The sequence below is a fragment of the Polaribacter dokdonensis genome, assembly GCF_024362345.1.
GTDB lineage: Bacteria > Bacteroidota > Bacteroidia > Flavobacteriales > Flavobacteriaceae > Polaribacter > Polaribacter dokdonensis.
Genome location: NZ_CP101505.1, coordinates 756,916 through 771,221 on the forward strand (window position 1 = coordinate 756,916; position 14,306 = coordinate 771,221).

Annotated in this window: 10 protein-coding genes; 7 read left to right on the plus strand and 3 right to left on the minus strand. The window is 29.5% G+C overall.

Features of this window, described 5'->3' with window-relative positions:
- Positions 1–46: 46 nt before the first annotated feature.
- The gene (locus LPB302_RS03550) at positions 47–4,438 is read right to left on the minus strand and encodes a translocation/assembly module TamB domain-containing protein (RefSeq protein WP_231658741.1); all 4,392 of its coding nucleotides are present in this window, start codon (positions 4,436–4,438) and stop codon (positions 47–49) included.
- Positions 4,439–4,663: 225 nt separating this feature from the next.
- On the opposite strand from LPB302_RS03550, the gene tsaD reads away from it, so the two are divergent.
- Together tsaD and LPB302_RS03560 are read left to right on the plus strand one after the other, a co-directional pair.
- Positions 4,664–5,689 (plus strand): tRNA (adenosine(37)-N6)-threonylcarbamoyltransferase complex transferase subunit TsaD, encoded by a 1,026-nt coding sequence (gene tsaD / locus LPB302_RS03555; protein ID WP_053974956.1) that lies wholly within the window; start codon positions 4,664–4,666, stop codon positions 5,687–5,689.
- A gap of 4 nt (positions 5,690–5,693) precedes the next feature.
- Positions 5,694–7,547 carry an LTA synthase family protein gene (locus LPB302_RS03560; RefSeq protein ID WP_176966501.1) on the plus strand — a complete coding sequence of 618 codons (1,854 nt, stop codon included), beginning with the start codon at positions 5,694–5,696 and terminating at the stop codon, positions 7,545–7,547.
- On the opposite strand, the gene LPB302_RS03565 is transcribed toward LPB302_RS03560, so the two are convergent.
- Positions 7,548–7,955 carry a DUF2721 domain-containing protein gene (locus LPB302_RS03565; protein ID WP_053975368.1) on the minus strand — a complete coding sequence of 136 codons (408 nt, stop codon included), beginning with the start codon at positions 7,953–7,955 and terminating at the stop codon, positions 7,548–7,550.
- A gap of 98 nt (positions 7,956–8,053) precedes the next feature.
- Between LPB302_RS03565 and LPB302_RS03570 the strand changes: the two genes are divergently transcribed.
- The 5 genes from LPB302_RS03570 (at position 8,054) to LPB302_RS03590 (ending at position 13,030) form a co-directional block, all read left to right on the plus strand.
- Entirely contained in the window at positions 8,054–8,815 is a 762-nt protein-coding gene (locus LPB302_RS03570) for a DUF1206 domain-containing protein (protein ID WP_053974957.1), read from the plus strand.
- Between the two features lie 21 nt (positions 8,816–8,836).
- On the plus strand, positions 8,837–9,505 hold the full coding sequence (locus LPB302_RS03575) for a M15 family metallopeptidase (protein WP_053974958.1): 669 nt from the start codon (positions 8,837–8,839) through the stop codon (positions 9,503–9,505).
- A 76-nt stretch (positions 9,506–9,581) separates the two neighbouring features.
- Positions 9,582–10,253, plus strand: coding sequence for a hypothetical protein (locus LPB302_RS03580; RefSeq protein ID WP_053974959.1), 672 nt, complete (start codon positions 9,582–9,584; stop codon positions 10,251–10,253).
- Positions 10,254–10,384: 131 nt separating this feature from the next.
- Entirely contained in the window at positions 10,385–11,374 is a 990-nt protein-coding gene (gene pdhA / locus LPB302_RS03585) for a pyruvate dehydrogenase (acetyl-transferring) E1 component subunit alpha (protein WP_053974960.1), read from the plus strand.
- Between the two features lie 3 nt (positions 11,375–11,377).
- On the plus strand, positions 11,378–13,030 hold the full coding sequence (locus LPB302_RS03590) for a pyruvate dehydrogenase complex dihydrolipoamide acetyltransferase (protein ID WP_053974961.1): 1,653 nt from the start codon (positions 11,378–11,380) through the stop codon (positions 13,028–13,030).
- Positions 13,031–13,106: 76 nt separating this feature from the next.
- On the opposite strand, the gene LPB302_RS03595 is transcribed toward LPB302_RS03590, so the two are convergent.
- On the minus strand, positions 13,107–14,306 hold the full coding sequence (locus LPB302_RS03595) for a serine hydrolase domain-containing protein (RefSeq protein ID WP_053975369.1): 1,200 nt from the start codon (positions 14,304–14,306) through the stop codon (positions 13,107–13,109).

The window sequence follows — 14,306 nt, forward strand, 5'->3', positions numbered from 1 at the left end:
ATTATTTGGGTCTAAAATAATGAATCTAAATAATGCCAAAAAGAGCCTAATTACCCTCGAAGTTAATCAGGTTATTTTTAGGTACAAGAATCGTATCCTTTTTAATTTCGGGTTTCTTTTTAACCGACTTTTTCTTTAAACCAATTTTAGCTAAAAGTTCAGATAAAGTATTAAAATTTACTTGGTAAGATAAACCAACTCCTTGTGTATAGCCTTCTTCTTGTTGGGAATACTGTATTTCATTCTGTCTATTAAATATAACTCCTCTAAAGTTACCTTCTTGATTTAATAGAACTTCAACTTTTACTTCACCAACAACACTCGATTGAGTTTGAGCACCAACAGGAACACCTACTTTACCATTAATTATAACCCTATCACTTACTTGTGTACTTACAGAAACATCTACTTGATTGTCTATATTTAAACGATCTATACTATTTCCTTGATCTCCTTGTTGATAATCTACACCCAACTGAAACTTACTATCAGGACTATTTAATATACTAGAAAAAGCAGTTGCAATTGCACTAGAAGCTGTACCTGTTAAGGTATTGTTTACATCAAAACTTACTTTTTCTGGGTTTCTAAAAGTACCAAATGCCAATAGCGATATAAACTGTGTTGTTTTTTCGTTTATGTTATTATCATTTAAAACAAACTCTAACTCACTTGCAATGGTTGGATCTACATTGGTTAGTTGGATGTCTAATTCTTGTTTAGAGTTAAATAAATCTCCAGTAATTCTTGTTACCAAATCTATTTCCTCTTTTCTATTTGAATTAAAATTCTGTAATAAAACTGCAGGGTTTGCTTTGGCTTTATAAATGGCAGTAACATCTAAATCTGCTTCATAAGGGTTTCCATTCCAAGATACTGTACCTCCTTTTTGTATGATAAATGGCTTATTAATAATTCCTCCATATTTAAAGTCATAGACTCCTGTGTCTATGGTGTAATCTCCAAACATATCAAATCTACCTCTTGTATTAATTACAATTTCTAAATTACCAGTTCCTCTACCTGTTAATTGACTTCCATTTACTTCATCAATTACAACTTGTGCTTCTGCATCTTTAGTTACATCTAAATTAATGTTTAAGGATAAACCTTTAATTGCTTCTTGAGCCAATTTTCGTTGACGTTCTTCAGTATCCATTTTATCAGTCTTAAAATGAATTAATTGATAACTATCTACTGTTTCTATATCTTTTAAAGGAACTACAAATTTTGTATTGGCATTGGTTTCTGCATTTACAGTAATATCTAATTGATCTGTTAAACCTGTAATACTTGCAGAGCCATCTATAAACGCTGTTCCATAATAAAGAGCCTCTTCTGTATTTTCTGTATCTAAAACCAATAAATTATCGGTTACAATTTCTAAGTCTAGAAACCATTGTTCAAAATTTTGATGTGTAATATTGCCCAACAAAACACCTTCTGTTTTATACTTAGAATCTAATAATTGAATATTCTCGAAAATAAAGGATTGCTCAGACAAAGTAATGGTTGATAATCCATCGAAGTCTAAATCTACATTTAAGTATGGAAATTTAAGACCAGCATTATGTAAACGTAAAGTACCTTCCATATCTGGATTTCTTAAAAATCCTCTAAGATAAAAATCACCAGAAACCAAACCTCTCATAGAAGAAATAACATCTGCACCTAAAGGACTAAAAGCTTTTAAATTATAATCTTCTAAAAATACTTGTAAATCGATTAAAGGTCTTTTACCAGAAAAATCTAAATTACCTGTTGCTGCAATACTTTTTACTTTTTCGTTCTTAATAGACAAATCCACTTTGTACTTATCATAAGAATTATCTCCTACAACATTTAAAGCCAATTCTCCTTGTTTAAAATCGTTAACCTCAAAATCTTTGATAACTAGGGTAGCTTCTGGAGTGTAAATATTGTTTGCTTGCACAAAATCTATATTTCCTGTAACATTACCTTTTAGAGTCAAACTATCTATTTCTGGCATAAAACTTTGCAATTTTACTTTGGTTAAATCTGCCAATAATGTTTTTTCTGTTTCACCTAAAATACTTCCTGTAAACTCAACTTTTTGTTCACCTGAAACTAGTTTAAACTGACTAAAATTGAACTCATTATTCTTAAGATCGAAAACAATTTTGTCAGTATTCTGTTCATCAGGATTTATATTCCAAACTGTGTTTTTAAATACAAAAGTTGATTTTTCAAAACCTACAACAGACTTTTGGTTTTCATTAATCGTGTAGAAAAAGTCTAAATTAAAATTCTCTTTGTCTTGAGGACCACCATTAAATTCTGATTTAAAAAACAAGGTATCATTTTGTGTTCTGTTCAGTAAATTTAATTTAGAAACGTTATAGTATTTTGTATTTACTTCTGAGGCTGTTAAATGCGAATTGTACAGAGGGTTTTGATTATCTGTTCTTAGTAATACATCTTTTAACTCATTGCCATAAATATCTATTTTGGGTGATGAAAACGTAAGTCTTAATTGGTCTTTATTCGATTGAATTTTTCCACGAATCTTAGTATTATCATCTATAGAAATCTCTGGATAAAATACAGACACAATTTGATTGTAGATGGTAAAATTAAAATCTACATATTGATTTGGAGCTACAGGATAAGGTTCGTAGTTGGTATAAATACTACCTAATGCATTTTGAGCAACATTGGGTACTTCAGAAAATGTAAATTTACCAGAAATGTAACCATTTGCGATGTCTTTTGATGTTACTTGAATTTTCTTAATACTATCTTTTACAGAAGAAGAAACGTTGAATTCTTTAAAACTAAACTCCTCTTTTTCATTAGTGTAAAATACATCTGTAAAAGTTGCATTACCAATAATATCATCTAAAGTATTCCCTTCTACATCTAATGCAATAAAACCTTTTAATTGAGCTGTACTATCTCTTGTAAAAAGATTGGTTTCTTTTAAATTTAGATATTTAATTTCTGATAAAAAATCGAACTTATTTACTTCTGATGATAAATCTGCTAAACCCTTAAAGTCCATTTTAAAGTTTGTATCATCTATAGATAAATCTCCATCAAACTTATTGTTTTGATATTGTCCATTAGCTAAAATATTTGTGTAGATATAGTCTTTAAATTCAAACTCAGATATTTCTCCTATAAACCTTGTATCTATATTTTCTAATTGAAAACCACTTCCATCTACATCTCCTTGTAATGAAATAATACCAAATAAAGGATCATTAAAAAACACTCCAATATCAAACTGTTGTAACTCTATATCTCCATCATAAACTGCAAAATCAATATTATCTATATTGGTAATCTGTAAATCTGCAATGGCGCCTCCAATATCTGATTTCACATCAATTGTAGCTTGCATTTGATCTGGAGTAACTTTTACTCTACCTTTAACAGTAAATTGTCCTAGTTTGCTAAAATCTGAAGGCACATTTTTACCTAATACATTAGGCAGAATTCTTTTTAGCTCATTGTAAGTGGCTGTTAAATTATCTAAATCTCCCTCAAAAATAAAACCTCTTTCTACATCTACAGCATTTACAAAAGTTAAATCGCCATTAATGTACAAGCCTCTATTATTGGCAAGATTTAAATTCTTAAGTTCAAAGTTATTTAGCTTACCATTAAAAACACCTTTAAAATCTACAATATCATTACTGCTTAACTCATTGTAAAATTTTTTTATGTCTTTAATTGCTATTTTACTATCACTAAAATTGGCATCAATTTGAACTTTATTTACAAAATCTGCTAAATCTTCTCTTTCGTAACTAAAGATGATATCCCCTTTAATATTAGTTTTTTCAGTTTGTAGAGTTGTATTAAAAAACTCCATTTTAGTTTTAGAGTAGGTGAAATCTGTTGTTAAATTAGAAACTTCTAAGTTGTTCATATCAACAAAATACAATCCTCTAATATCTGATGAAAAATCTGGACCAATAATAGACAAGTTTTGTAGATTACCTCCTGCATTGGTTACAGAGTAATTGAGTGAATCTTGTTTATTGGCATCAATAATCTTAAAATCTAAATTATCTACATAAACATTTTCTGACTTTAATATAAATGGGTTTAAAGAATCTTGCTCTGTGCCATCATCAAAAGAATCAATAAAAATAGACATATTATCATCCTCTTCACCCTTGTAAGTTTTCATGTAATAATAAGCGTCTTCTAAATAAATTGGTCCTAGCAAAACCTCTTTATTTAAAACTTTGTTTGCATTAAGAATTGAAGTACTTAATTTATCTACAAAAATTAAAGTGTCTTTATGATGATCTCTAATTTTTACACCTCTAAATCTAACACTTCCCAAAAGCGAAAAATCGACTTTTTCTATGGTTAAATCTGTACCAAAATCATCATTAATTCTTTTGGAGAAATAATTACCTAATTTTGTTTGTACTGGAGAAATAGAAAGTAAAATACTTAACAACAGCAAAAAGAGCACAAAGTACCCCAGAACTTTTAGAATTTTTTTGCTGATATTTTTAATAACAATTTATTTTAAAAAGTAACTAACTACCTAAGTATAATACATATTTAAGCTACTTATTACAAAGAACGTGCAAATTTAACAAAGAATTAAATTTCTATTCCTAAAAAATAAAGCACTCTTAAAAATATACTTAATTTTGCATTGGCTTAACGTAAATTTTAAATGGACAAACCAACTTATATTTTAGCAATAGAATCTTCTTGTGATGACACAAGTGCTTCTGTAATGTGCAATGCAAAAGTGTTGAGCAATGTTGTTGCAAACCAAGAAGTGCATTCTAAATATGGAGGAGTTGTACCAGAATTGGCTTCTAGAGCTCATCAACAAAATATTGTTCCTGTTGTACAACAAGCTTTGGCGCAAGCTAAAATTACAAAAAACGATTTATCTGCAATAGCATTTACTAAAGGACCAGGTTTAATGGGTTCTTTATTGGTAGGTACTTCTTTTGCAAAATCTATGGCTCTTGGGTTGAATATTCCTTTGTTAGATGTTAACCATATGCAAGCACATATTTTAGCACATTTTATTGATGAAGAAGGCTCTAAGAAACCTAATTTTCCATTTATATGTTTAACCATTAGTGGAGGACACACCCAAATTGTAAAAGTCTCTAATTATTTTGATATGGAAATATTAGGAGAAACTATTGATGATGCAGTTGGTGAAGCTTTTGATAAATCTGCTAAAATTTTAGGATTACCTTATCCTGGAGGTCCTTTAATCGATAAATATGCTCAGTTAGGCAATCCAAAAGCATATTCTTTTACCAAACCTAAAGTGGGTGATTTAGACTTTAGTTTTAGTGGTTTAAAAACAGGAATTCTATATTTTATTCAAAAACAACAAAGAATCAACCCTAATTTTATTGAAGAAAATTTAAATGATATTTGTGCATCTATTCAGCATACAATTGTAGAAATTTTGATGGATAAATTAAAAAATGCAGTAAAACAAACAGGAATAAAAGAAATTGCAATTGCTGGTGGAGTTTCTGCAAACTCAGAAATTAGGAAAAGATTAATAAATGCAGAAAAACACTTTGGTTGGCCTACCTATATCCCTAAGTTTGAATACACCACAGATAATGCTGCAATGATTGGTATTACAGGTTACCTAAAATACATCAGTAATATGCATGCAGACATAAATGTTACTGCAAAAGCAAGGTTAAAAGTAACAGAGTAATTTTATGAAAACTGTAATAAACAGATTAGTTTTTAACGTAAAATACTTCCTTTTTTGGTTGCTCTATTTTATAGTGGCAAGAGCTATTTTCTTAAGTTATTATTTTGATCAAACTCTAGAATTACCTCTAAGTACTATTGCAGAAACGTTTTTGTATGGTTTACGATTAGATGCTTCCTTTTCTGCTTACATTTCTCTATTGCCTTTTTTACTCATATTGTTTTCTGTTTTTTTATCGGCAAAACCTATTTTAAAGTTCATAAAAGTTTATACCAATCTTGTAATTGTAGCTACTACTCTACTATTATTTATAGATGCTGGTTTATACAAAGCTTGGGGAATTCGATTGGATTCTACCTTGTTAGATTATTTAAACACACCAGAATTAATGATTTCTTCTGCATCTACTAGTCAGTTGATTGTTGGTGTTCTATTTTGGTTTATCATTTCTTTTCTATTTATAAAACTTTACCAAAAACTTGATAAAAAATTTCAAAAAACCATAACTAATGGGCATTTTTCTGAAGTTTTGATTTCATTATTTTTATTCGCTTTTTTAATTTTACCTATTAGAGGTGGCTTACAAACTATACCTATTAATCAAAGTAATGTATATTTTTCCAAGATTATGTTTGCTAACCATGCAGCATTAAATTACATGTGGAATTTTGCAAATACCGTAAATCATAAAGAAGATGATGGTAATCCTTATAAAGTATTTGAAACTGAAGTTGCTACAAAAATCATTAAAAACACAAGAAATGAGCTGTTACAATCTAATTATGACAGTATTCTAACCACAACAAAACCAAATGTTATTCTTATTATTTGGGAAAGTTTATCTGCAAAAGTAGTTGGTTCTTTAGGTGGTGAAAAAGGAGTTACACCTAATTTAAATAAGCTCTCTAAAGAGGGTATTTTGTTTACCAATTTTTATTCAAATGGAGACAGAACTGATAAAGGTATACCTGCAATGCTAAGTGGTTATTTTCCACAACCTGTTAAGAAAATAATGCGAATGCCTAATAAAAGTAGAAGCTTACCCATGTTGCCAATGGAAATGAAAAAATTGGGTTATGAATCTTCTTTCTATTATGGAGGAGATTTAAACTTTGGTAATATGAATACTTATTTATTAAATGCTGGTATAGATAATTTTGTTGATGGCAGCTATTTTGATACTAAAGACTGGAATTCAAAATGGGGTGCTTATGATGACGTTTTCATGAAGAAATTTGCTGATGATTTATCTAAAACTCCAAAAGAGCCTTTCTTTAAAATTGCGCTTACATTATCTAGCCATGAACCTTACGAAATAAAAGGTGAATATAAATTTGGTAAAAACGGTACAGACAATTTATACAGAAGTGCTCATTTTTATACTGATAAAACTATTGGTGATTTTATTGCTTTTGCAAAAAAACAAGAATGGTATAAAAACACATTAATAGTAATTATGTCAGATCATGGACATAGTTCTCCAAAACACGAAGGTGAGTTTTTTGCGCCAATTAAATTTCAAATTCCTATGTTGTGGTTGGGAGGAGCTATTAATCCAAACATTAAAGAAGTTGATGTAATTTCGAGTCAAGTAGATTTTTCATATACTTTATTGGATCTTTTAAAAGGAGATAATAGCAGGTTTGTTTTTGGTAAAAATTTATTCAATACGTCTAATAAGCAATATGCTTATTATTCATTCAACAAAGGCTTTGGTTTGGTTTCTAAAGAAGGCAATTACCTTTATGATTACATTAAAAAAGAAAGTATCACTGCATCAGGTTCTACAACTTATTTAGATTCTTTAGGTAAAGCAATTACACAAGATGCTTACAATGACTTTTTGAACAGAAAGTAATTACTTTTTATTTAAATATTCTTCTATATCTGCAATATGATGTTGTAATGCTTCAGTAGAAATTTGAATTTCTCTAATTAAGAAAACGAGTGACATCAACAACAAAATTAAACCCAAACCAAAAGCATAAGCTGCAACAATGTAAAAATTGATGTAAATTAAAAACATTGTAAGCACACAGAATAACAAGCTAGTAATTCCGAAAATCTGCATCCATCTTGTTAGATTTAACCGAACTTTTAAGTTTTGAATTTGTCTTAATAAAGAATCGTCTTTCTCTTTTAAATATTTATCATGCAAATTTCGAATTACAGCTGCATAAGCTAAAAATCGATTTGTATACGCTAACATGATTAATGAAATTGCAGAAAATAATAAAGCTGGTGTTGTTAGAGATAGTTCTTCCATAATTTCAAATGTAGATATTTTTACCAAATGCATTCATAATTAATTTGATAGTATTAAATAGGATTAGTAAATACATATACTTTTGAAAAAAACTAATCATGGAAACTATAAGAAAAATCGGAATTATAACTAAAGGGTTCATTTATTCCCTAGTTGGTATATTAACTTTTTTAGCTGCCATTAATTACGGAGGTCAGGTATCAGGTAAAAATAAAGTTATAGGTTTTTTAGAACAACAAACTTTTGGTCAAACCTTGGTAATTATAATCGCTTCTGGATTGCTTTTGTATGCTTTATGGAGATTTTACTCAGCTTTTTTAGATGGTAAAAATGAAGGTTCAGATAAAAAAGGAATTTTAAAAAGAATAGGATATTTCATCAGTGGAGCAATTTATACCTTATTATCAATTTCTATTTTTACAAAAACGTCAAACTCATCAAATAGTAGCAGAACTGAAGCTACTGAAATGCTTATTGATAATGAAGCAGGAATCATTCTACTTTATGTTATTGGCATCATTTTATTTTTAGTTGGAATTTATCAGTTTTATAAGGGATACAGCAATAAATTTTTAAAAGAGATTGAAAACACTGGGAAAGTAGAATCAAAAAATATTCTCAAAAAATCTGGTAAATATGGGCTTATTGCAAGAGGAATTTCTTTCGGAATTTTTGGCTTTTTTGTGGTAGTTGCAGCAAGTCAAAAAAATGCAGAAGCAATAAAAGGTTTAGAAGGTATGTTTAATTACCTACAATCATATAAATGGGGTAATATTTTAATGGGATTAATGGCTGTTGGATTTTTTGCATATGGTATTTACCAATATTTCTTGGCAAGATATAGTTCTTTGTATTCATAGGGAATTATTACATTTGTTACTATGATAAAAAAGATTTGCTTCATCCTGTTACTTTATTCTACCAGCTATTTTAGTCAAGATTTAGCAAAAGGTTTCATATACTTATCAGATATAGATTCATCAATTCAATCAGAATTACGATATTATTCTAACAATAATTTTATTGGCAAACCTATAGATGGTTATAAAAATGATTGTGTAATTCTAACTAAACAAACAGCTTTAGCATTAAAAAAAATACAAACTGAATTAAAAAAACAAGGGCTAAGTTTAAAAATATTTGATGCATACAGACCACAAAAAGCAGTAGACCATTTTGTAAAATGGGCCAAAGTACTTAATGATACTTTAATGAAAAAAGAATACTATCCTAGTTTACCAAAGTCAGAGCTCTTTAAACAAGGATATATTGCTTCTAAATCTGGACACACAAGAGGTAGTACTGTAGATTTAACCATTATTAATATCAAAACAGGTAAAGAATTAGATATGGGGAGCCCTTATGATTTTTTTGGAGTTCAGTCACATCCTTTTCATGAAAATATTTCAAAAACACAAAAAGAAAATAGAATGCTTTTGCGCAAAGTGATGTTAGCTCAAAATTTTATTCCTTATAAGAATGAATGGTGGCATTTTACCTTAAGTAATGAGCCATTTAGAAATCAATATTTTAATTTTAATATTGAATAAAACTTTAACAATTCTAAAACAGCCTTCAATTAAACTCGGCATTATATTTGCTTTAATTGAGCTGTAAGATTACCATATGAAAATTAAACCTCAAATAATTTTAAGTTTCCTAATTGTATTTATTAGTATAAATACGTTTGGGCAATTAGATACTAATAAAGGCACCAAAGAAAAAGGTAAAACAAAAGCAGTTGTTTTAACTAATTCTAAGGTTGCAAAAAAACCAAACTCAATAGAATTAAAGGGTACTTCTGGTTTTGAAAGGGCTTTCAATGCAGAAAGAGAACGTTTAAGAAAGCAAAACAAACAGAATGATTTAAATAATAAAGGCATTTTAACTCAGGCTAAATTAAACGAACAGCGTTTTATGAAGTCTTTTAAAAAAATAAAAGGTCAATATATAATTCCTAAAATAGATCAAGATTTAGGAAGCTTTAGAACAGACTCTAAAAGTGTTAACATTATTTGTAGAGATTACCAATATCCAGATGGAGATAGAGTAACTATTTATATTAATGATATTCCAGTGGTTTATAATATCACATTAAGAGAGAACTATCAGAAGTTTAATATTCCATTAGATGTTGGTATCAACAAAATAGTTATTGAAGCACTAAATCAAGGTACATCTGGCCCAAATACTGCTGCCTTTAAGGTTTATAGCGATTCTGGATCGTTAATTTCTTCAAACGAATGGAACCTAGCAACTGGTGCAAAAGCAACACTTTTAATTGCGAAAGACAAATAGAAAAATTTCTTCTAAATCGATTTCGCTAAAATAAAATAATCTAGTTTTTTTATTCTTTATAAATGCGTTATTTTTGTATTAACTGTTATACAATAATGTATTGTATTATAACTTAATCAACGATTTAAAGAATGAAAAAAATCACCAAAGAAACGTATTTAGATTGGTACAAAAACATGCTTTTCTGGCGTAAATTCGAAGACAAATTAGCTTCAGTTTATATTCAACAAAAAGTAAGAGGCTTTTTACATTTATATAATGGGCAAGAAGCAATCTTAGCAGGTGCTCTGCATGCAATGGATTTATCTAAAGATAAAATGATTACTGCATACAGAAATCACGTACAACCAATTGGTATGGGTGAAGATCCTAAAAAAGTAATGGCAGAATTATATGGTAAAGCTACTGGTACCTCTAAAGGTATGGGTGGTTCAATGCATATTTTCTCTAAAGAATTTGGTTTTTATGGAGGTCATGGTATTGTTGGTGGTCAAATACCTTTAGGTGCAGGTATTGCATTTGGAGACAAGTATAAAGGTAGTGATGCTGTAACTTTAACATGTTTTGGTGATGGTGCTGCAAGACAAGGTTCTTTGCATGAGGCATTCAATTTAGCTATGTTATGGAAATTACCAGTAATTTTTATTTGTGAAAATAATGGTTATGCAATGGGTACTTCTGTAGAGAGAACAGCAAATCATACAGATATTTGGAAATTAGGTTTAGGTTACGAAATGCCTTGTGGACCTGTAGATGCAATGAATCCTATTAAAGTAGCAGAAGCTATAGATGAAGCAATACAGAGAGCAAGAAGAGGTGATGGACCAACTTTCTTAGAAATGAAAACATACAGATATAGAGGTCACTCAATGTCTGATGCTCAACACTACAGAACAAAAGATGAAGTAGAAGAGTACAAAAAAATAGATCCTATTACTCAAGTAAAAGATGTAATCTTTGAAAAAGGGTATGCAACAGAAGATGAAATATCTGCTATTGATAAAGAAGTGAAAGCTATGGTTAAAGAATGTGAAAAATTCGCAGACGAATCTCCATATCCAGATACTCAACAATTGTATGATATGGTTTATGAACAAGAAGATTATCCTTTTATAAGTTAAGATATGGCTACAGTAGTAAATATGCCGCGTTTAAGTGATACCATGGAAGAAGGTGTTGTGGCAAAATGGTTAAAAAATGTTGGTGATAAAGTAGAAGAAGGAGATATTCTTGCTGAAATTGAAACTGATAAAGCTACAATGGAGTTTGAATCTTTTCACGAAGGTACTTTATTGCACATAGGTATTCAAGAAGGTGAAACTTCTCCTGTAGATAAGTTATTAGCTATTATTGGTGAAGAAGGTGAAGATATTTCTGGCCTTTTAAGTGGTGCTGATAATTCTAAAGAAGCTGACTCATCTTCTAACCAAGAGAAAGAAGAAGAATCGAAAGAAGTTGAAACTGAAGCTACTTCTAACAATACAGAAATTCCTGAAGGAGTTAATGTGATTTCTATGCCACGTTTAAGTGATACTATGACAGATGGTACAGTTGCAACTTGGTTAAAAAGTGTTGGAGATAAAGTTGAGGAAGGAGATATCCTTGCTGAAATTGAAACTGATAAAGCTACAATGGAGTTTGAGTGTTTCTACGAAGGAACTATTTTACACATTGGAGTTCAAGAAGGTGAAACTGCACCTGTAGATAGCTTATTAACTATAATTGGTCCAGAAGGTACAGATGTTTCTGCTATTATTAAAAATGGTGGAGCAACTGCAAGCTCATCATCATCTGAAAAGAAATCTGAAACTTCTAACGATGCAAAAGAAGAAGCTCCAAAAGCTGAAGCTAAAAGTGATACAAATAAAACTGAGACTAATACAACAACTACAACTAATGGTGGTAGAATTTTAGCATCACCTTTAGCTAAAAAGATTGCTTCTGATAAAGGAATTGATTTATCTCAAGTTTCTGGTTCTGGAGAAAATGGAAGAATCATTAAAAAAGATGTTGAAAATTATACACCTGCTGCTAAAACAGAGGTAGCTGCAACAACATCAAATAGTGCAGCTCCAGTTATTTCTTTAAGTGGTGAAGAGAAATCTGAAGAAGTTAAGAATTCTCAAATGCGCAAAGCAATTGCAAAATCTTTAGGTAACTCTAAATTTTCTGCTCCAGACTTTAGTTTAAATATTGAAGTTGATATGGAAAATGCTATGGCTTCTAGAAAGACCATTAATGCAATTCCAGATACAAAAGTATCATTTAATGATATGGTTGTTAAAGCATGTGCTATGGCATTAAAGAAACATCCACAAGTAAATACTTCATGGTCTGATAATAATACTATTTATCATTCTCATATTCATGTTGGTGTTGCTGTTGCAGTAGATGATGGTTTATTAGTACCCGTAATTAAGCATACAGATCATTTAAGTTTAACACAGATTGGTGCTGGTGTTCGTGATTTAGCAGGTAAAGCTAGAAACAAAAAAATTGCTCCTGCAGAAATGCAAGGAAGTACTTTTACAGTATCTAATTTAGGTATGTTTGGTATAGATAACTTTACATCAATTATCAATCAACCAAATTCAGCAATCTTATCTGTAGGAACAATTGTAGAAAAACCAGTTGTAAAAAATGGACAAATTGTGGTTGGTAACACTATGAAATTGACATTAACTTGTGATCATAGAACTGTAGATGGTGCTGTAGGTGCTCAATTTTTACAAACATTAAAAACGTTTATTGAAAATCCTGTTACAATGTTAGCTTAATTTTCTGTAGATTTTAAAATATAAAAAATCCTAAACTATAAAGTTTAGGATTTTTTTTGAGTTTTAATCTTTACAATTAAACTTTCAGATTTTCTGATATAATTTTTTTAATTCTTTTATTTAAATACTTTAAAGAATTGTAACTAGTATGCTCTAGTACTATAACTACTAAATCTTCTTCTAAATAATTGGTTAAAGCTGTGCTAAACCCATTCCATTTTCCATAATGATAAACGTTTTTATCATCTTTTCTACCCATTCTAAAACCAAAACCATAAGGCACTTTTCTTCCAAAAATAGTTTCACCTTTAGAGTACATTTGCTGTAAGGATTCTTTTGATAATAGATTTCCTGAGTTTAATGCATAAGTCCATTTAAACAAATCTTCTGCTGTTGAATATACATTTTTATCACCTACAATAGCATCATTAACTGTGTTCCCAATTTTTAAATGTTTCCAACCTCTATATAATCGATAACCATTTAATTGATTCTTTCTAACTGTATCATTCTGATAACTATAAACAAATGAATTATTCATATTTAGAGGATCAAAAATATACTTTTTCAGATATTGATTATAAGGCAAGCCACTCACCTTTTCTACAATGGAAGCCAAAACTACATACCCTGTATTAGAATAATCAAAATTACGACCAGGTTTAAAAAAGCGTTGCGCTTTAGAAAATGGTAGCACACTCATTAAATCTGTATTTGTTGGTGCTTTGTTCTCCTTCCACTCATGCTCTGCCACCCAAAAATACTTTGGCAATCCAGAAGTGTGATTTAATAAATTTTTAATTGTGATGTTTTTGTATGGAAATTCAGGAAAAAAATAGTTTACAGTATCTGTAAGTTTAATTTTACCCTTTTCTTTTAATTGCATAATTGCAGCTGCAGTAAACTGTTTACTAACTGAAGCTAATTGAAATACAGACTCTTCCTTTAAAGGAACTTTCTTTCTAAAATCTGCATAACCTACTTGATTTTGATATACAATTTTTTGGTTTTTAGCTACTAAAACTGAACCATGAAAATCGTGTCTTTTATTTATTCTTTTTAATAATGAATCTAATTTCTTATTTACTTTTATGGTAGTTTCTTCAGGAAAATACTCAACAGGTATATCAACTATGGGCTTATTATTACTTACAATTTCTTTTTTAATAAGTTTCTTAGAAACGTCTTTTTCTGATTGTGAAGAAAATATAGACAGTAAAATACCTCCAACTAATAAAAAAAGAATCAATATGGTTTTATAAAGCTTACTCATCAT

Bases quoted from the DNA above. Each gene is read 5' to 3' on its own strand.
- LPB302_RS03590 (WP_053974961.1), top strand. From the start codon at position 11,378: ATGGCTACAGTAGTAAATATGCCGCGTTTAAGTGATACCATGGAAGAA.
- LPB302_RS03580 (WP_053974959.1), top strand. From the start codon at position 9,582: ATGAAAATTAAACCTCAAATAATTTTAAGTTTCCTAATTGTATTTATT.
- pdhA (WP_053974960.1), top strand. From the start codon at position 10,385: ATGAAAAAAATCACCAAAGAAACGTATTTAGATTGGTACAAAAACATG.
- LPB302_RS03595 (WP_053975369.1), bottom strand. From the start codon at position 14,306: ATGATGAGTAAGCTTTATAAAACCATATTGATTCTTTTTTTATTAGTT.
- tsaD (WP_053974956.1), top strand. From the start codon at position 4,664: ATGGACAAACCAACTTATATTTTAGCAATAGAATCTTCTTGTGATGAC.
- LPB302_RS03565 (WP_053975368.1), bottom strand. From the start codon at position 7,955: ATGGAAGAACTATCTCTAACAACACCAGCTTTATTATTTTCTGCAATT.
- LPB302_RS03560 (WP_176966501.1), top strand. From the start codon at position 5,694: ATGAAAACTGTAATAAACAGATTAGTTTTTAACGTAAAATACTTCCTT.
- LPB302_RS03570 (WP_053974957.1), top strand. From the start codon at position 8,054: ATGGAAACTATAAGAAAAATCGGAATTATAACTAAAGGGTTCATTTAT.
- LPB302_RS03575 (WP_053974958.1), top strand. From the start codon at position 8,837: ATGATAAAAAAGATTTGCTTCATCCTGTTACTTTATTCTACCAGCTAT.